The sequence below is a fragment of the Polaribacter cellanae genome (assembly GCF_017569185.1).
In the GTDB taxonomy this organism is placed as follows: domain Bacteria; phylum Bacteroidota; class Bacteroidia; order Flavobacteriales; family Flavobacteriaceae; genus Polaribacter; species Polaribacter cellanae.
The window spans coordinates 3,278,638-3,300,321 of record NZ_CP071869.1 but is presented as its reverse complement, the minus strand read 5'-3'; the positions used below and the strand labels follow the sequence as shown (position 1 = coordinate 3,300,321).

The 21,684-nt window shown below is 30.6% G+C and carries 15 protein-coding genes; 9 read left to right on the top strand and 6 right to left on the bottom strand.

Features of this window, described 5'->3' with window-relative positions:
• The first annotated feature begins 1 nt into the window (after position 1).
• Complete coding sequence (locus tag J3359_RS14805; protein ID WP_208077715.1) at positions 2-1,654, top strand: M1 family metallopeptidase; 1,653 nt, start codon at positions 2-4, stop codon at positions 1,652-1,654.
• Positions 1,655-1,661: 7 nt separating this feature from the next.
• Here J3359_RS14805 and J3359_RS14800 read toward each other — a convergent pair whose 3' ends face one another.
• Genes J3359_RS14800 through J3359_RS14790 form a run of 3 tightly spaced genes read right to left on the bottom strand, consistent with a single transcriptional unit; the run spans position 1,662 to position 3,531 of the window.
• On the bottom strand, positions 1,662-2,318 hold the full coding sequence (locus J3359_RS14800; RefSeq protein ID WP_208077713.1) for a DUF2490 domain-containing protein: 657 nt from the start codon (positions 2,316-2,318) through the stop codon (positions 1,662-1,664).
• A complete protein-coding gene (locus tag J3359_RS14795; RefSeq protein ID WP_243765931.1) occupies positions 2,318-2,905 on the bottom strand; it encodes a hypothetical protein in 588 nt (195 codons plus the stop codon). Before J3359_RS14795 ends, J3359_RS14800 begins: the two co-directional genes overlap by 1 nt.
• The gene (locus J3359_RS14790) at positions 2,902-3,531 is read right to left on the bottom strand and encodes a peptidylprolyl isomerase (RefSeq protein ID WP_208077711.1); all 630 of its coding nucleotides are present in this window, start codon (positions 3,529-3,531) and stop codon (positions 2,902-2,904) included. The genes J3359_RS14795 and J3359_RS14790 overlap by 4 nt, the downstream gene beginning before the upstream one ends.
• 222 nt (positions 3,532-3,753) lie before the next feature.
• Between J3359_RS14790 and J3359_RS14785 the strand changes: the two genes are divergently transcribed.
• From J3359_RS14785 to J3359_RS14765, 5 genes are all read left to right on the top strand, one after another.
• Positions 3,754-4,923 (top strand): OmpA family protein, encoded by a 1,170-nt coding sequence (locus J3359_RS14785; protein ID WP_208077709.1) that lies wholly within the window; start codon positions 3,754-3,756, stop codon positions 4,921-4,923.
• 165 nt (positions 4,924-5,088) lie between these two features.
• On the top strand, positions 5,089-5,460 hold the full coding sequence (locus J3359_RS14780; protein WP_208077708.1) for a BlaI/MecI/CopY family transcriptional regulator: 372 nt from the start codon (positions 5,089-5,091) through the stop codon (positions 5,458-5,460).
• The gene (locus J3359_RS14775; RefSeq protein ID WP_208077706.1) at positions 5,457-7,418 is read left to right on the top strand and encodes a M56 family metallopeptidase; all 1,962 of its coding nucleotides are present in this window, start codon (positions 5,457-5,459) and stop codon (positions 7,416-7,418) included. The genes J3359_RS14780 and J3359_RS14775 overlap by 4 nt, the downstream gene beginning before the upstream one ends.
• 57 nt (positions 7,419-7,475) lie before the next feature.
• Positions 7,476-7,775: a hypothetical protein gene (locus tag J3359_RS14770; protein WP_208077705.1), complete on the top strand. Its 300-nt coding sequence runs from the start codon at positions 7,476-7,478 to the stop codon at positions 7,773-7,775.
• A gap of 219 nt (positions 7,776-7,994) precedes the next feature.
• Entirely contained in the window at positions 7,995-9,095 is a 1,101-nt protein-coding gene (locus J3359_RS14765) for a DUF4407 domain-containing protein (RefSeq protein ID WP_208077704.1), read from the top strand.
• Positions 9,096-9,202: 107 nt separating this feature from the next.
• Here J3359_RS14765 and J3359_RS14760 read toward each other — a convergent pair whose 3' ends face one another.
• From J3359_RS14760 to ade, 3 genes are read right to left on the bottom strand one after another with little or no spacing between them, the layout of a single operon-like run.
• Entirely contained in the window at positions 9,203-9,799 is a 597-nt protein-coding gene (locus tag J3359_RS14760; RefSeq protein WP_208077703.1) for a PhnA domain-containing protein, read from the bottom strand.
• Complete coding sequence (locus J3359_RS14755) at positions 9,796-10,347, bottom strand: 5-formyltetrahydrofolate cyclo-ligase (protein WP_208077702.1); 552 nt, start codon at positions 10,345-10,347, stop codon at positions 9,796-9,798. The genes J3359_RS14760 and J3359_RS14755 overlap by 4 nt, the downstream gene beginning before the upstream one ends.
• A gap of 7 nt (positions 10,348-10,354) precedes the next feature.
• Complete coding sequence (ade, locus tag J3359_RS14750; protein ID WP_208077701.1) at positions 10,355-11,977, bottom strand: adenine deaminase; 1,623 nt, start codon at positions 11,975-11,977, stop codon at positions 10,355-10,357.
• A 79-nt stretch (positions 11,978-12,056) separates the two neighbouring features.
• On the opposite strand from ade, the gene J3359_RS14745 reads away from it, so the two are divergent.
• From J3359_RS14745 to J3359_RS14735, 3 genes are read left to right on the top strand one after another with little or no spacing between them, the layout of a single operon-like run.
• Entirely contained in the window at positions 12,057-15,341 is a 3,285-nt protein-coding gene (locus tag J3359_RS14745; protein ID WP_208077700.1) for a glycoside hydrolase family 2 TIM barrel-domain containing protein, read from the top strand.
• An 8-nt stretch (positions 15,342-15,349) separates the two neighbouring features.
• Positions 15,350-18,364: an aminotransferase class III-fold pyridoxal phosphate-dependent enzyme gene (locus J3359_RS14740; protein ID WP_208077699.1), complete on the top strand. Its 3,015-nt coding sequence runs from the start codon at positions 15,350-15,352 to the stop codon at positions 18,362-18,364.
• A gap of 43 nt (positions 18,365-18,407) precedes the next feature.
• The gene (locus J3359_RS14735; protein ID WP_208077698.1) at positions 18,408-21,674 is read left to right on the top strand and encodes an amidohydrolase family protein; all 3,267 of its coding nucleotides are present in this window, start codon (positions 18,408-18,410) and stop codon (positions 21,672-21,674) included.
• Positions 21,675-21,684: the final 10 nt, after the last annotated feature.

The window sequence follows — 21,684 nt, the reverse complement described above, 5'->3', positions numbered from 1 at the left end:
TATGAAAAAAATAATTTTAATTTTCTTTCTTTTCTTAGGATTTTCATCCGCAAAAGCACAAGGTTTACTTAGCGAGAGAAGCAAATACACAAAACAAGATACACTTAGAGGATCTATAACTCCAGAAAGAATTTGGTGGGATTTAACCTATTATCATTTAGATGTAGAAGTAAAACCCGATGATAAATTTATTTCAGGAAAAAATACGATTAAATACACTGTTTTAAAAGAAAATCAAACTTTACAGGTCGATTTGCAAGCACCCTTATCCATTACAAAAGTTACTCAAGATGGCAAAGAGTTGAAAGTAATTCACGATGGAAATGCACATTTTGTAAAACTGATAAAGAAGCAGGAAATAGGCAACAAAGAAAGTATTGTTGTTTATTACGAAGGAAATCCGAAAGAAGCCATTAGAGCTCCTTGGGATGGAGGTTTTTCTTGGAAAAAAGATAAAAATGGAAAGCATTTTGTGGCGACTTCTTGCCAAGGTTTGGGCGCAAGCGTTTGGTGGCCTTGTAAAGATCATATGTATGACGAAGTAGAAAACATGCGAATTAGTGTTACTGTTCCAAAAAATTTAATGGATATTTCTAATGGTAGATTGGAAAGTGTGGTTGATAATGGCACAACAAAAACCTACAATTGGTATGTAAACAATCCTATAAATAATTATGGAGTAAACGTAAATATTGGCGATTATGCACATTTTTCTGAAGTTTTTAAAGGAGAAAAAGGAGATTTAGATATGGATTATTATGTCTTAAAATACAATTTAGAAAAAGCCAAAGAGCATTTTAAAGATGCGCCAAAAATGATGAAAGCTTTCGAACACTGGTTTGGTCCTTATCCTTTTTACGAAGATGGGTTTAAATTAGTAGAAGTTCCTTACTTAGGAATGGAACACCAAAGTTCTGTTACGTATGGAAATAAATACAAAAAAGGGTATTTAGGAAGAGATTTATCGGGAACAGGTTGGGGTTTAAAATTCGATTTTATTATCATTCACGAATCTGGCCACGAGTGGTTTGCAAACAATATTACAAACAAAGATATTGCAGATATGTGGATACATGAGAGCTTTACCAACTATTCCGAAAATTTATTTTTAGATTATTATTATGGTAAAAAAGCAGCATCTGAGTACGTTATAGGTACTAGAAAAGCCATTGAAAATAAAGCAACAATTATTGGAACATACAATGTTAATAAAGAAGGTTCTGGAGATATGTACTACAAAGGAGGTAACTTATTACATACATTAAGACAGTTGGTAAATAACGATGAAAAATGGAGAATGATTTTAAGAAAAATGAACAAAGTTTTCTACCACCAAACAGTTACTACACAGCAAATAGAATCTTTTTTAAGCAAGGAAACAAGTATGGATTTAACACCTTTTTTCAATCAATATTTAAGAGATATAAGGATTCCTACATTAGAATATTCAATAAAAAATAATACTTTAAGTTATCGTTGGACAAATGTTGTAGATGGTTTTGAAATGCCTTTAAGAATTTTTATTGATGATGAACCAAAATGGATTTATCCAGCATCAGAAAAGAAAGAATTACCATTATCGTCTCAACAAAAACAACAATTTGAAGTTGATAAAAACTTTTATGTTGAAGTTGAAAATAATTTAAAAAAATAACTTTAATTTATAAAGAAATATACCAAGTTGCACGAATCCAAAGTCGGTTTTCGGTTTGATTATGTATAAAAGTACTTAATCTATAATCCAACCCAAATTCTACTTTGTCTTTTTTAGTGGCTTGATAACCTAAATAAGGCGTAAATCGAATTTCCAAATCATCCTCATCAAAATCATACAAATATTCGTTACCAATTTTTATATAAAATTCGCTTACATCAACTCGTTCTCCATTTAAAGGTTTTTCTAGGCTCACTCTGTAACGTGTTCTAAAAGTGGTTTGTTTTTGAGTTTGATAAAACTGTTCAAAAGCAAAACGATGTCCTAATTTCAAGGATGAAAAAGAACTGACAATATTGTAATGCTGAAAAGTTCTGTGGATAATCTCTGAATCTTCGAAACGAATAATATATCCAAAATTTACAGATTGATTGGTGTTTATTTTGAATGATAAAATGGAAGAAACATCTACCAAACTATGAGAAAACTGATAATCTTCATCATAAACTATAGTTCTAGACTCAATACTATTTACCCATTTTGTTTGGTCTGATAGCTTTTTTCCCACTACAACTTTTGGTAAAAAACCCAAATTAAAATCTGATTGTCCAAAAAGTGAAAATCCAATAAAAAAAGTAACTAAAAGTGTTAGAAATGATTTCATTAAAATTCTAAATTAGTGGAATCTGACGATTTAATAAGCAACTCTTTTTCTATTTCTCCTTTTCTATTGAACAAAATTTCAAAATTCTGGTATCTTTTTTCTTTTTTGCCTTTTACAATAATTTCATATTTTGGAATTATCTTTTTATGATGTGATTTCAGATTAAATATCTCGTTATAAATAGCACTTTCATCACCTATAAATTGAATTTGAACTTTCTTAAAACGAAATTTCTTGAATTTTTTAGACAATGTGTTTTCTATATTTTTCTGTATGTCCTCTTCTAAATCACTAAATTTTACAGTTTTTTCTACATCTATTAGTGTACCATTTTCTTCAAATTCTAAACTGATTCTATTCCTATTATGGCAAACTTTAGCTTCAACTGTTTTACCATCTTGACTTTCTTCTGCATACCATTTTACTTTCTTTTTAAAATCCCACATAGTAACTATGTGTAATGCTTTTTTAGGAACATCTGAAGTTTTTAAACGATATTCCTTTTCAAATTTAACTTGAGAAAAAGTAAAATTAAAACCAAATAAAACAGCTACAAAAAATAGAAAAGGTATTTTTTTTATCATCATTTCTTTAATATATAAGCTTTTAAAATATAATCTACCTTTGGATATTTTTCTCTTAAAAAAGCATTCCCCAATTTATTAATTTTACCTTGTTGTCTTCCTAATTTATCTCCATAACCATCATAAAACTTTAAAACATTTTCTTGGCCAGCAATTACTTTTGCAACCACAGGAAAACCTGTAACTCCAGAATATGCCAACTTATCCAAACGATGATTTTCTTTTAAATTTATAAAAATTTGATTCGACCTCGTATTTACTCCTCCTCTAGCAAAAGAAATAGTCATAGAATCGTTTTTTCTTATTACTGGTTCATCTTCAACTCCTTTTTGCCAACTTTTATTAATTAAAGAATCGTTATGAATTCCAAATTGAGCCACAAAATTTGGTACGACTCTATAAATTGCAACATCGTTATAATAGCCATATTTAATTAATTGATACAAACGATCCACACCTTTTGGAGACCATTCTCTAGTTGCTTCAATATCGAAATTACCTTGTGTGGTTTCAAATCTTGCTTTAAAAGTTGCTGGTGCTTCTTTTTGCATCCATTTTTCTTTGAACTTTTTTGTTGCACAAGATGCAAAAAGGAGGATTCCTACTAATAAAATTAATTTATTTTTCATTTTTCCCAGTAATTTACTGATTTACAGAACACAAATATATAAAGCTTTTTTTAAAAATTTAAAACGACAATACCGTCTTTATTAAAATGTTAAATTTTAACAGCTATAGCTACGAATTTTAAGAAAAATTTCACTTTAAATCAATCTAACTTTAACGGTTTCTTCAATGGTTTTATATGGCAATGCCTTAATTTTGTATTGAATTATAAAACATATAAAACTATGAAAAAATTATTACTAGGAACTCTTTTATTTGGTTCCATGTTTCAAACAAATGCACAAGACTTTAACCAATGGTCTATAGACGTAGGAGTTGGTGTTCACACCCCTGTATTTCCTTTAGCTTCAGGTTATAATCCAGAAATTAAACAGCCAGATTTTTGGCAAACCAACTTAGGTGTAAGATATATGTTTAACGAAAAATTTGGTCTTCGTTTAGATTTAGGTTACAATAAGTTTACAGAAGGTAAAAACAGTAAGCCTTTCGAATCTAATTATTACAGAGCCTCTTTAGAAGGTGTTGTAAATGCTGGAAATATTTTAAACTTTAAAAGCTGGACAAATCGTTTTAATCTTTTATTACATGGTGGAGCTGGTTTTTCTAGATTATACCCAAAATCGCCTGTAGATGCGAGTCGCGATCAAGTAATTAATGTAATGGCTGGTATTACACCTCAAGTTAAATTAACAGATAGAGTTTCTTTATTTTTCGACGTATCTGCAATTGGGCATTTTTACCAACAACGTACTTTCGATGGAACAGCAACTATTAAGAGAAGAGGGTTAACAGGTGGTATTTTTAATTATTCTGCTGGTTTAAATATTGCTTTAGGTAACCACGAAAAGCACGCAGATTGGTATTACGAAGATGTTATGGAAGCAAACGAATTAGAAGAAATTCAAAATCGTTTGCAACAAGCAGAAGATAAAATTGCTGAGTTGAAAAAGAAAAATACTGACTTTGATAAAAACAAATTAATGTCGGAATTAGATCGCAGATACAACAAAGCAAACACAAACAATAACGCTACAAATACTGTTGCAAATAAAGATTTCGTTAAGGAGTTATTTAACAATGGTTATGTAAATGTTTATTTCGATGTAAACAAAACAACAATCCAAAAAGGATCTCATAATGCTATTAATTATCTAAAATTATATATGAAACAAAATTCGTCTGTAAATGCAGAATTAATAGGTTATGCAGATGAAACTGGACTTGATGGATACAACACTGCTTTGTCTGCAAAAAGAGCTAAAAAAGTCTACGACATTTTAGTTGCTGCAGGAATAGATGCTAGCAGATTATCTTATAAAGGTAATGGCGAAGATACAAGTGTTTCCAAAGATGCTAGACAATTAGCTAGAAGAGTAACATTTTTTATCAAATAAATAATAAAAGTTCGTATTAAATTATTATTTAGTATACTTTGGAGATTACACCTTATAACAAATTACATTTTGTTATAAGGTGTTTTTTTTTTGCAGAATATTTTAACTCTACATTTGTAGAATTCATTTTTTTGTTCTATGTTTGTAGAGTAAAATAGAATTCTTATGCAATTATCTAAAACCGAAGAACAATTAATGCAGTATTTATGGAAACGTAAAAAAGCATTTTTAAAAGATTTATTAGAAGATTATCCAGAACCAAAACCAGCAACAACAACAGTGGCTACTTTGTTAAAAAGAATTGCTGATAAAGGTTTTATCAACTATAAATTATTCGGAAAATCACGAGAATATTATCCGATTATTAAAAAGACAGACTATTTTTCGAACCACGTAAATGGGTTGATTAAAAATTTCTTTAACGATTCTGCGAGTCAGTTTGCGTCATTTTTCACAAAGGAAACCAACCTTTCTACAGACGAGTTAGAGGAATTAAAAAAGGTAATTGACAGTCAAATTAAAAAGCAACAAAAATGATTATTTACCTCTTAAAATCGGCAACTTGTTTAGCACTTTTGTTATTTTTCTATCATTTTGTGTTGGAAAAAGAAAAAATGCACAACTTTAATCGTTTCTATTTATTAGGAAGTGTTTTGTTTTCGTTTTTAGCGCCGTTAATAACCTTTACAACCTATGTAAAATCAATTGTAAATACAGTTCCAACAACCATGGAAGATTCTTTCTTTGTGGAAAACACCACCCCAATACTTATTGAAGAAAGGATCGATTACTCTCAAATAATTTTGGGAATCTACCTTTTTATTTGTGCGATTCTGCTATACAGATTTGTACGAAATTTGTATAAAATTATAAAGAAAATTCATGAAAATGAAAAGGTAAAACAAGGAAAAGCAACCTTGGTATTAGTAGAAGATAAAATACTACCACACACATTTTGGAATTTTATTTTCATTAACAAAACAGACTATAAAAACGGAAAAATAGAAGCAGAATTATTTACACACGAATTAACACACGTAACACAAAAACACACGTTTGATGTTTTATTTATAGAACTTTTACAAGCTGTTTTTTGGGTAAATCCGTTGTTTATTTTCTTAAAAAAAGCAATCCAATTAAACCATGAATTTTTAGCCGACGAAAAGGTTATCAATCAATATAAAAACCCATTCCAATACCAGCATTTATTATTAAATAAAGCTGCTTGGAACAACGAATATTACTTGGCCAGTAATTTGAATTATTCACTCACAAAAAAAAGATTAGAAATGATGACTACAAAAAGTTCCCACACCAAAATCTTGCTAAAAAAACTGGCGGTAATTCCGTTAATTGCAGGATTTATTTTCCTCTTTGCAGAAAGAGTTGAAGCGCAAGAAAAGCAAGATAATATTGAAACTGTCCATGAACAGCCAAATAATCAAGAAAAACTATCTGATTCAGAAATTTACAAAAAATACGTTTATAAAAATCTAAGAATTATACGTAAGGATAAAAATGGAAATAAAATTAGTAAAACTTACGATGAATTAAGCGCTATTGAAAAAACACGTTTAACACCTCCTCCACCTTTAAAATTGAAGAAAATTGTTCCCTCTCCAAAACAATTTGAAGCTTTAAAAGATAAAACCAAATATGCAGTTTGGATTGATGGGAAAATTGTTGATAATTCAGTATTAAACAATTATAAGCATACAGATTTTGCGAGATACTCCAATGGTCATGTATATAAAAATGCAAGAAGTAAACGTTTTCCTCAAGAAAATCAAGCAAACTTAGAAACCACAAAATATTTTGAAGCTCAAAATAAAAAGAGAGTAGAAAAATTTCAAAAATATTTAAAAGACGAATACAATGTTGAAGAAATAGTAGAAACACCCAAAAAGAAAGAATACATAGATTCTCCAATTCCAACCAATAAATCTTCTAAGCAGAGTATAGGAACAGTTACAAATATTCAATTAAAAATAAAAGATGTAAATGCTTTAAAAATTAGTTATCCAAATAGTGATTCTATTAAATTTAACGCAAACTGGTTTATAACAATCGATAATAATAGATACTACTACACTTTTGATAAAAATGAAAGAATTGCAAGATATTATAAAAACGGAAAATTAGTAAATCTTGATATTGAAAGAGAATACAATAAAAAACATACTAATTTTGAGAAACTAAAAAATACAGGAAAACATTATGTTTTTAAGTCTGAGAAAGACAAAAAAATTATAGACAGAGAATTCTCAGATTTAGGTGGAATGTATTTTAGAATGAATCGTGCACAAAAAAATAGTGTTTCTTATCCTGACAACCCTGTAAAACCATATGTAAAATTGCGTAAAGGAGATAAAGTTTGGTACAAAAAACGTAGCGAATTAACAAAAGAAGATAAATTATTAATCCCACCTCCACCACCAAATCCAAAAGCTTCAAAAGAAGATATTTTAAAAGCAAAAAAGGCTTATACTAATTGAAAAAAAAGAACTGGAAATGATTTACCTCCACCTCCTCCAATAAAAAATAAACAAAAGATGGTTCAAGTTATTCCTTTCGAAATAATTATTCAAAAAAAAGATGATGAAATAGAACTAGAATGTATAAAAGGTTGTGCTTGGAAAAAACTAACTTTTTCAAATAAAAATTCAGATATTAATGAGTTAGGAATGGCAAATAATTCAGATCTTAAAAGTTCCAAATTTTATTTTAATTTAAAAAGAGGAAATGATAAAATATACTTAATAGGCAACAAAGGCTCTGCTTGGAATCGTTTAAGCTTCTCTATAAATAAAGATCAAAAAATTAAAATTAATCAACTTGGAATGGTTGAATAATAAAGTAATTTTAATTATAGTCCAAAAAAAACCTCGAAATTCGAGGTTTTTTCATGTAACAAATTCTGTTTTAATACGTTGTAAGTATTCACAATGTCACTTCAAGTAATTTTCGATTTTATAAGAAAATTGTATCGAGAAGTCTTTTACAAGTTCTCGTTATAAACAAATTCATTAATCAACAATTCACTAGAAATGACTGTTTAAAATCAACACACTGTGCTTAAAAATTTCTTTCTAACCTGTTCTGGAGTCGATAAAAACCTAATTGAGAATTGTTCTAATGGAGAACAAAACAAATATGTTGGTATTGGAGCCACCGTTTTTTTTACTGCAATTATGGCAACCATTGCTGGAAGTTATGCGCTTTTTACAGTCTTCGATAATATCTTTGCTTCCATTTTCTTTGGACTAGTTTGGGGATTATTAATCTTTAATTTAGATCGTTTTATTGTTTCCACAATTAGAAAGTCAGATTCTAAATGGAAAGAATTTATACAAGCTTCTCCAAGAATTTTATTGGCGGTTATTATTGCCATTGTAATTTCTAAACCTTTAGAATTAAAGTTATTTGAGAAAGAAATAAATCAGGTTTTGTTAACGGAGAAAAACCAAATGACATTGGATAACAAAACGCAAATAGCAGCACAGTTTACGCCAGAAATCGCGAAAATAAATTCAGAAATCGAAAATTTAAAACAAGAAATTAACATCCAAGAAGCGAAAACAAATGCTTTGTACGAAACCTATATAGCAGAAGCTGAAGGTAGAAAAGGAACCAAATTATTAGGCAAAGGACCTGTTTACAAAGAAAAACGAGAAAAACACGATGCCTCTTTATTAGCATTAAATAATTTAAGAAAAGAAAACACCGAAAAAATTAAAAATAAAGAAGCAGCTATTGCTACATTAATACAAAGTCAAAAAAAATACGAAAGTAAAACACAGCCTATTATTGCAAATTTCGATGGATTAATGGCAAGAATAAATGCATTGGGAAAATTGCCTTGGTTGCCATCTTTCTTTATTTTCTTGTTGTTTTTAGCAATAGAAACTTCCCCCATTTTCGCAAAATTAATTTCACCAAAAGGCGAATACGATTTTAAATTAGAAGATAGCGAATCTGCTGTAAAAACATGGGTAAAACAACAAGTAGACCAAAGAAACCAATTGTTGCAAGCAGATATTACAGTCAACAAAAAAGTATATGAAGATATTACGACAGAGGAAGAAATTTATGCTTATAAACAAAAAATGGCTCGCGATTTAATGAAATTGCAAGCCGATTCTTTTTATAAAAAACAACAAAAAATGTTGTAATCTCCTTTTGTCTTTCAGGCATTTTCCCCAAAGGGGAAAGTGAGCTACAAATTCTATAAAAAGAGTTTCGCAAGAGTGTCTCCTCCTTTGGAGATATTAAGAGAAGATTACTCTTTTTCCGCCATTTTCTTCACGTAATCTGTAATAATTACAATTTGCGTTGGTCCAACTTTTCCCTCGATATATTTTGCGTTTTCGTGGTCTAAAGAAATTCTACGAACTGCAGTTCCTTGTTTGGCAACCATACTCGAGCCTTTTACCTTTAAATCTTTAATTAAAACCACAGAATCTCCAGCTTGTAAAATAGCACCATTTGCATCTCTATGAATAATTTTTTCGCTTTCATCTAAATGGTCTCCTGTCTCCTTTGCGAAACGTAAATCGTCATCCTCTAAATACATCATATCCAACAAATCTTTTGGCCAACCTTCGTTTCTTAAACGAGATAACATGCGCCAAGCAACCACTTTTACAGCTCTAAACTCACTCCACATAGAGTCGTTTAAACAGCGCCAATGATTGGCATCCATTTCTTCTGAATTCTCTATTTGAGTGATACAAATCTCACAAGCCAACAAACTTCCATCCATTCCTCCACCACCTGTTATGGTTGGTTTTACATCGTAAACAGCTAAATTATTGGTTGCTGAACATAACTCACATTTGTTGCCACTTCTTTTCTCTAAATCTTGTTGTAAACTCATTTTCTTGGATAAATAATTTGTGTCAAAGCTACATCAAATTTATGAATATCATTTATTTTTGGAATGGGTTTAAAAAAATTAATTCCAACTGTTTTTACTTGGGGTTTGCATTCGGCTAAAAAACCATCGTAAAATCCTTTTCCATAACCAACTCTGTAGTTGTTTTCATCGGAAATTAGCATAGGCACAAAAACCAAATCTATTTCTTTTGGGTCGATTTCTTTGGCATTTACAGGTTCTGGAATTCCCCAAGAGTTTACTTCCAATTGGGTGTTTTTATCGAAAATAAAATGTTGCAATGTATTATTTTCGAAATCGCATTTACTAACTACAAGTGTTTTGTTTTTTTTATTTAAAAAATCGATAATGGGTTGTGTGTTAATCTCATCGTATTTTCTAATACTTAAAAAAAGATGAACAACCTGTATTTCAGAAAAATCCAATTCAAAAATTTGAGTGTAAATATCTTGCTCAAATTCCAATTTTTGTGTTGGAGATAATTCCCTTCTTTTTTTCTTATATATTTTTCGAAGTTCTTTTTTAAACATATGCTTTTTATTGAATCTCTAATGAAGTAAATTGAAAACTATTTCCATCAAACAATCCTTTGTCAGACAATTTTAAAGACGGAATTACCAACAAAGCCATAAAAGATAAACTCATATAAGGTGCTCGTAATTTACTGCCCATTTGTTTTGCTATTTTATCTAACTTTGCATACGATTTGCCAATTTCTTGGGCAGGTTTATCAGACATAATTCCTGCAACTGGTAATGGAACAATTTTTTCTTCGGATGAATTTACAGCACAAACGCCTCCTTTATTTTCAATAATTAAATTTACTGCTTTGCAAATGGCTTCGTCTGAAACGCCAACTGCAATTATATTATGTGAATCGTGCCCAACAGAACTTGCAATGGCACCTTCTTTTATTCCAAAGTTTTTTATAAATGCAATTGCTGGCTTTTCTTTTTTATAACGATTTACAACCGTCATTTTTAAAACATCTGTTGCTGTGTTTGAAACTAAATTCCCATCAACAACTAAACTTTTTGCTTCAATATTATTGGTTACTAATTCGCCATCCAAAGCTTCAATAACTCTTATTTTTTCTGCTGAAGATGCAACTCTAAAATCTACTTTTTTCTTTTTATTTGTGTTGAAATTATTCAACACTTCAAAATCTACATGTTTTACAAACGACTTACCATTTTTAGCAACCAACTCTCCATTTATATAGGTTTCTAAAACCTTGAATTGCTGTAAATCTTCCACAATTATAAAATCGGCATCATCTCCTTTTTGTAGTAAACCAACCTCTAAATTGTAATGTTTTACCGGGTTTACACAGGCAACTTGCAATACTTTAAAAACATCCATTCCTTTGGCAACTGCTCGTTCACAAAGCTGGTTGATATGCCCTAACAACAAATCATCTGGATGTTTGTCATCGGAACAAAACATCATATTTTCGAAATGTTCTGGTAGTAAATCTATTAATGCTTCGAAGTTTTTTGCAGCACTTCCTTCTCTTATAATTATTTGCATTCCTTTTTGCAATTTCTCCAAACCTTCCTCATAAGAAAAACATTCGTGGTCTGTAGAAATTCCTGCAACAATGTATTTGGTAACATCATCTCCTCTTAATCCTGGAGCATGTCCATCAACAGGTTTGTTATTATTTTTTGCATGTTTTATTTTTGCCAACACCTCTTCATCATTAAATAAAACACCAGGATAATTCATCATTTCTGCAAGGTATTTAATGTCGGGGTTTTTCATCATTTTCTCGATATCATCAGCATTAATAACTGCTCCTGCACTTTCAAAAGAAGTTGCAGGCACGCAACTTGGCGCACCAAAGTTAAATTTTAACGGAACTTTCTTTCCGTTTTCAACCATAAAATCGACACCTTTTACGCCTAAAACATTGGCAATTTCATGAGGATCTGAAACCGTTGCAACTGTTCCATGAACAACTGCTATTTTCGCAAATTCCGAAGGTACTAACATCGAACTTTCTATATGAATATGAGCATCTACGAAACCTGGTAAAATATAATTTTCTTCAGTATGATTTACTTCACGAATGGTAGAAATTTTTCCTTTTTCGACAACGACTTCTCCTTTAAAAATTCGCTTGTTTTGTATATCTACAATGTTTCCTTTTACAATCATAAAAAATGTTTGTTCAAAATTACAAATAATCATTGAAGGTTAACAAGAAATCCCTACTTTTAAGGAAAATTTTAATCAAATGAAATATTTCTCTACTTTTTTTATCTCTTTTGTAGTCTTTACATTAAATTCTCAACAGAAAAACCCTATTAAAGATTACAAATACTATATAGAAAACGAACAAATTATTAGCGAAAATAAATTAGATGCACATGCTTCTTTTACTTCCTTTTCTAATGAAAAAAGTAGTTTTTCGAACAAACCAGAATTTTACAAATCTTTAAACGGAATTTGGAAATTTAATTGGGTTAAAAATCCGAAGGATAGACCTACTACTTTTATGAAAGAAGGTTTTAATACTAAAAATTGGAGCGATATAAAAGTCCCTTCTAATTGGGAAGTGGAAGGTTTTGGAACACCCATTTATGTAAATCATCAATACGAATTTGCAGATTACAAAGCGATGATTGCAGATGATATGGAATTAGTGGACACAAGATATCCAAAAAACCCAGGTGATGTTCCAGACAACTACAACCCTGTTGGTTCTTATGTTAAAGAGTTTACTATAGATAGAAATTGGAACGAAAAGGAAGTTTTCTTACACATTGGCGCCATGAAATCTGGTGGTTTTGTATGGTTGAATGAAAAATATATTGGGTATTCTCAAGGGAGTAAATTACCTGCGGAATTCAATATTACAGATGCTGTAAAATCAGGAAAAAATACTTTGGCGATTCAAATTTTTAGATGGACAGATGGTTCTTATTTAGAATGCCAAGATTTTTGGAGAATTAGTGGAATTGAGCGTGGCGTTTTTGTCTATGCACAGCCAAAAGTTAGAATTCAAGATTTCGAAGTAACTTCCATATTAGATGACGCTTATAAAAATGGTGTTTTTAATTTAGAAATTAATGTTGAAAATCATTTGAATAAAACAAAAAAAACAACCATTGAATATCAACTTTTAGATAAGAATAATCAAGCTGTAAAAACAGAAGAAGAAACGAATCACATTTCAAAAAAATCGAAAGGAAAAGTTAATTTTTCTGCAACGATTCCAAATGTAAAACAATGGAGTGCAGAACACCCAAATTTATATTCACTTTTAATAAAGGTAAAAGATTCTAAAGGAAATATATTAGAGGTTTCAAATACAAAAATTGGTTTTCGTTCTGTGGAAATTAAACAAGGTTTATTGTTAGTAAACGGACAACGAATTACTTTAAAAGGTGTAAATACACAGGAAGCAGATCCAGAAACTGGGCATGTAATGTCGGAAGAATTAATTTTAAAAGACATAAAACTTTGGAAAGAAAACAACATAAACGCAGTTCGTTTAAGTCATTATCCAAGAGGAAAACGTTTTTATGAATTGTGCGATATTTATGGAATTTATGTGGTAGATGAAGCAAATATCGAGTCTCATGGAATGTATTATGGAAAATATTCTTTGGCGAAAAAACCAAATTGGGAAAAAGCACATGTAGACAGAATGGTTCGCATGGTTAAACGCGATAAAAACCATCCTTCAGTTGTAATTTGGTCTATGGGAAATGAAGCTGGAAATGGCGTGAATTTCTTTAAAGGTTATGCTGAAATGAAAGCAAACGACAAAACAAAAAGACCTGTTCAATACGAAAGACCTTACAAAGATTACGATGGTAGTTTGTTTGATATGGATTCGAATACAGATATAATTGTGCCTCAATATCCTTCTCCAAGATTGTTCGAAGAAATTGGAAAATCGAAAACAGATCGTCCTTTTATTCCGAGTGAATATGCACATGCAATGGGAAATAGTACAGGAAATTTCCAAGATTATTGGGATATTATTGAATTATATGACAATCTACAAGGTGGCTTTATTTGGGATTGGGTAGATCAATCCATTTGGAAAACAAACGAAAAAGGAGAAAAATTTTATGCGTATGGTGGCGATTATGGTAAAAATATGCCAACTGACAATACATTTTTAAATAACGGAATTGTTTTTCCAGACAGAACGCCACAACCGGGTTTATATGAAGTTAAAAAAGCGCACGAATTCATAAACTTCAAGGAAAAAGGAATTAATAGACATAACGAATTAAGAGTTTTACTTGAAAATTTGTATGATTTTACCAACTTAGATAATTTTAATTTCTCCGTTAAAATTAAAGCAGATGGGAAAGTTTTAGAAAAAACCTCTTTCACAGATATTTCCGTTGAAACACATACTGGAAAACTCATTCGAATTCCTTTAAAAAATATTCAATTTACACCAAATACAGAATATTTTGTTGAAATTTCTGCCACTACAAAAAACGCTTGGGGTTTATTACCAAAAGGTTTCGAAATTGCTCATGAGCAAATTGCTTTAGATAGAAAATACGTTGCTAAAGCAACTGAATTAAAAAATAATGATAAATCGAAAGTTTCAGAAAATAGAAACTCAATTGTAGTTTCTGGAAATAATTTCAAAATTAATTTCGATAAAAATAAAGGGCAAATTATCTCTTACATTTTCGAAAACAACGAACTTTTAAACAATCAAAAAGGACCGAAACCAAATTTCTGGAGAGCTGTTACCGACAACGATTTTGGAAACGGAATGGATAAAAATAATATCGAATGGAAAAATGCTTCTTTAAATGCAACTGTAAAAAATATAGAAACAAAAACGCTTGAAAACAATACTGTTTTAGTAAATATTACCTATAATTTACCTGGCGTAAACACCACATCTTTATCCTCTTATTCTATTTTAGATAATGGTGTTATTAAAATTGAAAATACTTTAAATTCATCTAATTACAAAGGAGATATTCCAAGAATTGGAATGCGAATGCAGGTTCAAAAAGAATTTAATAATCTTACTTATTTCGGGCGCGGACCTTGGGAGAATTATCAAGATAGAAAAGCATCTGCATTTGTAGATTTGTACACTTCTAAAGTGAGCGACCAATATGTGCCTTACATTCGTCCGCAAGACAATGGTTATAAAACTGACACGCGTTGGTTAGCGGTTTCTAACAATTCCAACAACGGACTTTTAATAGTTTCTTCTAATAAAAATTTAGTAAGTTTTAGTGCGCTTCACATGGAAAATGAAGATTTTGATACTACAGCTGGTTTGGATTATAAAAAATCGAATAAAAGCAAACATACGACTGATATTAAAGAGAAAAACTTGGTGCAATTAAATATAGATTTAGGCCAACGTGGAGTTGCAGGAGACGATAGTTGGTATTCTAAACCGCAAGAAAAGTACCAGTTTAAAGCAAATAACACCTATTCTTATGGTTTTTATTTAATTCCGTTTTCGAAGAAAAATAAGACCAATTTTATAGAAATAAATAAAACTTTTAAAAACTTAAAATAGTTGTTTCGATGCAAATTCCTGAAGCTGAAAAAATTCTTTTTGAACAATATTCCATTAAAGGTAAAGCTTCGAAATTACCAGGAGAATTAGATGCTAATTTTAAAATTAAAGTAGACAACAAACCCACTTATATTTTAAAAATAGCGAATGAAAATTCATCTGAATCTGAGTTAGATTTTCAGGAAAAAATATTATTACATCTTTCTAATTCTGCTAAAAACAAAGCTTTTCCTCAATTGATTAAAACCAATTCTGGGAATTATATTTCAGAAATTGAAACAGAAAAAGGCATCTTTAGAAAAGTACGTTTACTTTCTTGGATGGAGGGCAGAATTTGGTCGAGAGTAAATCCGCAACTAAATGATTTGCGCTTTAGTTTAGGCCAAAAAGTAGGAGAAATTACCCATAAACTGTTAGGTTTTAAGCATAAAGAAGCAGCAAGAAAATTTGTTTGGGATAATGCACAAACCTCTTGGGTAAAAGACCATTTACATTTGTTTTCTAAAGGAAAAAAAGAATTAGTTTCTTACTTTTTAAATCGGTTTTTTTATTTCGAAAAAGACTATAAAAAACTTCGAAAAAGTGTGGTTCATAATGATGTGAATGACCATAATATTTTAGTTTCAGAAGATTTATTGAAGCCAACTGTAACTTCAATTATAGATTTTGGAGATGCCATAAAAACACAAGTAATTAACGATGTTGCCATTACTTGTTGTTATGCAATTATGCATCATAACGATCCTTTAGAAGCAAGTTTATCGATTGTAAAAGGTTACAATGCTACTTTTAAATTAGAAGCAAAAGAGTTAAAATTTTTATACACATTAATAGGAATTCGTTTGGTAATTTCTGTGACAAAAGCTGCCATTAACAAAAAAGAAAATCCAGAAAACACCTATTTATTAATTAGTGAAAAACCTGCGTGGGAATTACTAAAAAAATGGAAAACAGTTTCTGAGGATTTTGCACATTATAGTTTTAGAAATGCGTGTGGTTTTTCTGCACATCCAAATAAACATAAATTCGAAAACTGGGCTAAAAAACAAGATTTTTCTTTGGCTGAATTGTTCCCGACAATCAATAAAAATAAAATTGAACATTTAGATTTAAGTGTTTCCAGTTCTTGGATTGGGCATCAAAAAGAGTTTAACGATTTAGATTTATTTCAATTTAAAATTGAACAACTTCAAAAACAAGTTCCCACTAAAATAATTGCTGGCGGGTATTTAGAACCTCGCTCTTTATACACTTCCACTTCTTATAATAAAGTAGGTAATTATGGTAAAGAAAGTAGAACCATTCATTTAGGAATTGATTTTTGGTTACCAGAAAACACCCCAGTTCACACACTTTTCGATGGCGAAGTTGTTGTTGCAGATAATAATTCAAATAACAAAAATTATGGTGGTTTTATCATTTTAAAACACCAACAAAAAGACTTTCATTTTTATACTTTATATGGACATAATACAGCTGAAAGTGTTCTAAAACATAAAACTGGAGATTTCATTGAAAAAGGAACACAAATTGCGATTTTAGCCAATTATCCCGAAAATGGAAATTGGGCGCCGCATTTACATTTTCAAGTTTTCTTATCGATGTTAGATTGTATAAACGACTTTCCTGGAGTTGCTTTTTTTAATGAAATTGATGTTTGGAAAAGTATTTGTCCAAATCCAAATTTATTGTTTAAAGTAGACGGTTTTAAAGAGAATTTAATTGATATTTCTGATGAAATTCTTATTGAAAGAAAAGCACATTTAGGAAAAGGAATGAGTCTTCAATATAAAAAACCGTTACACATTGTTCGTGGTTTAGACCAATATTTAATGGATTTTTCTGGAAGAAAATATTTAGACACTGTAAATAACGTAGCACATGTTGGGCACGAAAATTTCGAGGTTGTAAAAGCGGGGCAAAAGCAAATGGCTGTTTTAAATACAAATACGCGTTATTTACATGAAAACATTCATATTTTAGCGAAAGAACTTTTAGAAACGTTACCAAAAGAATTATCTGTTTTACATTTTGTAAACTCTGGAAGTGAAGCCAATGAACTCGCTCTTAGAATGGTAAAAACGGTTACAAATTCTCAAGAAATTATCGCCAGTGAAATTGGGTATCATGGAAACACAAATGCAACCGTAAATATTTCATCTTATAAATTTGATGGAAAAGGAGGAAAAGGAACTCCGAAAAACACCCATATTTTCCCAATCCCAAATTCGTTTAGAGGAAAATATCGAGGAAAAAATACGGCTAAAAATTATGCTAACGAAGTTCAACTTTTAATTGATAACATTCATCAACAAAATAAAAAAGTTGGCGGTTTTATTATAGAACCTATTATTTCTTGTGGTGGACAGGTAGAATTGCCAGAAGGATTTTTAGAAAAAGTATATCAAAAAATTAAAAAAGCTGGCGGTTTGTGTATTTCAGATGAAGTACAAACTGGTATTGGTAGAATGGGAAAAACTTTCTGGGGGTTTCAATTGCACAATGTAATTCCAGATATTGTTACCATTGGAAAACCTTTAGGAAATGGACATCCAATTGCTGCAGTTGCTTGCACAAAAGAGGTTGCAGAGAAATTTGCAAATGGCATGGAATTCTTTAATACTTTTGGCGGAAACCCTGTTTCTTGTGCGATTGCAACCCAAGTTTTACAAACTGTAAAAAACAATAATTTACAAAAAAACGCGTTTAAAGTTGGAGATTATTTAAAGCAAGAACTTTTAACATTATCTAAAGAATTTCCAATAATTGGAAACGTTCGCGGACAAGGTTTATTTTTGGGTTTCGAATTAGTCAATAAAGAGTTACAGCCGCTGCCAAAACAAACCGATTATCTAATTAATAGAATGAAAGGTTTTGGCATTTTAATGAGTTCTGATGGTCCTGATAATAACGTAATTAAAATAAAACCACCCATTATTTTCTCTAAAAAAGATGCTCAAGAAGCCATTTTTTACTTAAAATTAGTTTTTAAAGAAAGCTTTATGAACTTGACTAAAATATAAACCTTATTTTTATAATCACAAAAACAGTTAAATTTATTTTATAATGATTAAAAAGCACATATATTTCTTATTATTTGCAATTTCTTCTACATTAATGGCACAAGAGAAATCAGCAAAATGGGACGTAAATAATCCGCACGAAAATTGGTTATATAATTCTTTCGTTTTAAATACAGACGAAGGAACTTGGATGAATTTAGACGTAAGCCCAGATGGAAAAACTATCGTTTTCGATTTGTTAGGAGATATTTATAAAATGCCTGTTTCTGGAGGAACAGCAACCATTTTACGTTCTGGTTTAGCGTATGAAGTACAGCCAAGATTTAGTCCAAACGGAAAATATATTTCTTTTACCAGCGATGCAGAAGGAGGAAATAATATTTGGGTAATGAGAGCCAATGGAAGTGATGCAAAATCCATTACAAAAGAAAAATACCGATTGTTAAATAATGCTGTTTGGACGCCAGATGGTAAATCTTTAGTTGCCAGAAAACATTTTACATCTACACGTTCTGTTGGTGCTGGAGAAATGTGGCAATACCCTCTTTCTGGTGAAACTGGTTTAAAATTAACATCAAGAAAAAACGACCAACAAGATGTAAATGACCCTTCGATTTCTCCTGATGGAAGGTATTTATATTATGCAGAAGACATGTATCCTGGAGGATTTTTTCAATATAATAAAGATCCAAATAAACAGATTTATGTAATAAAACAATACGATTTCGAAACTGGAAAAACAACACAAATTACAGGTGGACCTGGAGGAGCTGCAAGACCCGTTGTTTCTAAAGATGGTAAATTCTTAGCATTTGTAAAACGTGTAAGAACAAAAACAGTTTTATACATTCACGAATTAGAGACTGGGAGAGAATGGCCTATTTATTACGATTTAAGTAAAGACCAGCAAGAAGCTTGGGCGGTTTTTGGAGTATACCCTCATTTTTCTTGGTTGCCAAATAACAAAGAAATTATTTTTTGGTCTCAAGGAAAAATTAACAAAATTAATATCGATTCTAAAGAAGTGGTAAACATTCCTTTTGAAGTGAATCAAGATATCAAGTTAGCACAAACGCATCATGTAAAAAGAAAGGTTTTCGAACCAAATTTTACTTCAAAAATGATTAAAGATGTAAAAACTTCGCCTAATGGAAATATGATTATTTTTACTGCTTTAGGCCATATTTATAAAAAAGAATTGCCAAATGGTGCTCCAATAAGATTAACAACATTATTAGATTTTGAGGCAGAACCAAGTTTTTCTCCTGATGGAAATTCAGTAATTTTTGTTACTTGGAATGACGAGAATTTAGGTGCAATCTACAAAGTAAATATCGATGGAACTGGAGTTACAAAATTAACTTCAGAAAAAGGAATTTACAGAACTCCTGCCTATAATAATGCAGAAACAAGAATAACCTACAGAAAAGAAAATGGCAATGGAGACCAAGGTTACGATTACACTAAAAAAGCAGGAATTTACACTGCTTATTTAGATGGTTCTGGTGCGAATAAAATAAGCGATAGTGGAGAATTTCCTATGTTTTCTGCAAACGACGAACGTGTATTTTTTCAAACAGGTGGCTCTTTCTTTGGTGGATTAACAAAAAAATTAAAGAGTGTAAATTTAAATGGAACAGACGAAAAAAGTCATTTTTCGTCTAAATTAGCCAACAGGTTGGTACCAAGCAAAAATAACAACTGGGTAGCTTTTATTCATCTTCATAAATTATATGTAGCGCCATTTGTAATGAATGGAAGTGAAATTAATTTAGATGCAAATACAAAATCTTTTAACGTAGAAAGTTTATCAGAAAATGCAGGAATAAACTTACATTGGTCTTCTAACGACCAAAAAGTACATTGGACTTTGGGTGACGAGTATTTTTCGAAATCGATTGTAAACAACACTACAAATCCGTTTGCAAAAACAAACTTATCTGCTGCAACTGCTACCAGTGTAAAAATAGGATTACAAACAAAATCCGACGTTCCTGATGGAAGAATAGCTTTTACAAACGCTCGTTTAATTACAATGAATAATGATAAAATTATTGAAAACGGAACGATTATCATCCATAAAAATAAAATTGAAAAAATAGGAACTTCCAAAGCAATTGCTGTTCCATCTAACGCAAAAGTATATGACATGAAAGGCAAAACAATTATGCCTGGAATTGTAGATGTTCATGCACATATTGGCGCTTTTAGAAATGGATTAAGCACTCAAAAACATTGGCAATTTTATGCAAATTTAGCATTTGGAGTTACTACTGCACACGACCCATCTGTTAATACAGCTGCTGCTTTTACCTTAGAAGAACTACAAAAAAGTGGCCAATTAGTTGGTCCAAGAATGTTTTCTACAGGATTTATTTTATACGGAGCAGAAGGCGATTTTAAAGCAGTTGTAAATAATTTAGAAGATGCGCGTTTTGCAATTTCAAGAACGAAAGCATTTGGTGCAAAATCTATAAAAAGTTACAATCAACCAAGAAGAGAACAGCGTCAACAAATTATGCAAGCTGCTAGAGAATATGGCGTAAATGTAGTGCCAGAAGGTGGTTCTAATTTTTATGCAAATATGAGTATGATTTTCGATGGACATACAGGAATTGAACATAATATTCCTGTTGCTCCTTTGTATAAAGATGTGTTAACACTTTGGAAAAACAGTAAAACTGGTTACACACCAACTTTAATTGTAAATTATGGTGGTATGAATGGTGAGTTTGAATGGTACCAAAAAACAAATGTTTGGGAAAATAAAACGTTACTAAAATATACGCCAAGATATGTGGTAGATACACGTTCGAGACACAGAACAATGGTTCCTGAGGAAGAATATAAAAACGGACATATTTTAGTTTCCAAATCGGTTACAGATCTTGCAAAATTAGGTGTAAAAGTAAATTTAGGCGCTCATGGACAGTTACAAGGTTTAGGTGCTCATTGGGAATTGTGGATGCTTCAGCAAGGAGGTTTATCGAATTTAGAAGCTTTAAAAGCGGCTACAATAAATGGTGCTGCATACATAGGTGCTGCAGACGAAATTGGTTCTTTACAGGTTGGAAAATTAGCCGATTTAATTGTAATGGATAAAAATCCTTTAGAGAACATTAAAAACTCTAATTCTGTAATTTATACCATGGTAAATGGTCGTTTATATGATATAAATACTATGAACGAAGTTGGAAATTACGACAATAAAAGAGGAAAGTTTTATTTCGAAAACCAAGATTACAACCAAGGTTTTCCTGTAAATTTAAAAACGAATAGTTTTACGACTCCTACTTGTAGTTGTCACTAATAATCAATAA

What these genes read in the sequence shown, in the direction of transcription:
- J3359_RS14735 (WP_208077698.1), top strand. Translation starts at nt 18,408, where the DNA reads ATGATTAAAAAGCACATATATTTCTTATTATTTGCAATTTCTTCTACA.
- J3359_RS14795 (WP_243765931.1), bottom strand. Translation starts at nt 2,905, where the DNA reads ATGATGATAAAAAAAATACCTTTTCTATTTTTTGTAGCTGTTTTATTT.
- J3359_RS14770 (WP_208077705.1), top strand. Translation starts at nt 7,476, where the DNA reads ATGGTTCAAGTTATTCCTTTCGAAATAATTATTCAAAAAAAAGATGAT.
- J3359_RS14785 (WP_208077709.1), top strand. Translation starts at nt 3,754, where the DNA reads ATGAAAAAATTATTACTAGGAACTCTTTTATTTGGTTCCATGTTTCAA.
- J3359_RS14805 (WP_208077715.1), top strand. Translation starts at nt 2, where the DNA reads ATGAAAAAAATAATTTTAATTTTCTTTCTTTTCTTAGGATTTTCATCC.
- J3359_RS14800 (WP_208077713.1), bottom strand. Translation starts at nt 2,318, where the DNA reads ATGAAATCATTTCTAACACTTTTAGTTACTTTTTTTATTGGATTTTCA.
- J3359_RS14760 (WP_208077703.1), bottom strand. Translation starts at nt 9,799, where the DNA reads ATGAGTTTACAACAAGATTTAGAGAAAAGAAGTGGCAACAAATGTGAG.
- J3359_RS14790 (WP_208077711.1), bottom strand. Translation starts at nt 3,531, where the DNA reads ATGAAAAATAAATTAATTTTATTAGTAGGAATCCTCCTTTTTGCATCT.
- J3359_RS14755 (WP_208077702.1), bottom strand. Translation starts at nt 10,347, where the DNA reads ATGTTTAAAAAAGAACTTCGAAAAATATATAAGAAAAAAAGAAGGGAA.
- ade (WP_208077701.1), bottom strand. Translation starts at nt 11,977, where the DNA reads ATGATTGTAAAAGGAAACATTGTAGATATACAAAACAAGCGAATTTTT.
- J3359_RS14775 (WP_208077706.1), top strand. Translation starts at nt 5,457, where the DNA reads ATGATTATTTACCTCTTAAAATCGGCAACTTGTTTAGCACTTTTGTTA.
- J3359_RS14780 (WP_208077708.1), top strand. Translation starts at nt 5,089, where the DNA reads ATGCAATTATCTAAAACCGAAGAACAATTAATGCAGTATTTATGGAAA.
- J3359_RS14745 (WP_208077700.1), top strand. Translation starts at nt 12,057, where the DNA reads ATGAAATATTTCTCTACTTTTTTTATCTCTTTTGTAGTCTTTACATTA.
- J3359_RS14740 (WP_208077699.1), top strand. Translation starts at nt 15,350, where the DNA reads ATGCAAATTCCTGAAGCTGAAAAAATTCTTTTTGAACAATATTCCATT.